The following is a 373-nucleotide window of genomic DNA, read 5'->3' as shown; positions in this document are numbered from 1 at the left end:
GTTTCCTTGTATTTGGAGCTCATGTCCTTGCCGGTCTCGCGCATGGTGACGATGACCTCGTCGAGCGAGACCCGGTGCGAGCCGTCGCCCCACAACGCCATCTTGGCGGCGTTGATGGCCTTGGCCGCAGCGATGGCGTTCCGTTCGATGCAGGGCACCTGGACCAGCCCGCCGATSGGGTCRCASGTSAGTCCGAGGTTGTGCTCCATCGCGATTTCGGCCGCGTTCTCCACCTGCGCGGGCGTGCCGCCCATGACTTCCGCAAGCCCGGCGGCGGCCATCGACGACGCCGAACCCACCTCGCCCTGGCAGCCCACCTCCGCGCCGGAAATGGACGCCTGTTCCTTGTACAGCACCCCGACGGCACCTGCCG

The 373-nt window shown here is 67.2% G+C and carries 1 protein-coding gene; it reads right to left on the bottom strand.

Annotation, left to right across the window (positions count from 1 at the left end):
- Positions 1-373 (bottom strand): L-serine ammonia-lyase, iron-sulfur-dependent, subunit alpha (locus AC1DFE_RS24220; RefSeq protein ID WP_476908349.1); only part of this gene is annotated, 373 nt, incomplete at both ends.

It is taken from the genome of Arthrobacter sp. 05T423, from assembly GCF_056396245.1.
The sequence above is the reverse complement of the archived record's forward strand: the minus strand, read 5'-3'. Positions and strand labels throughout refer to the sequence as shown.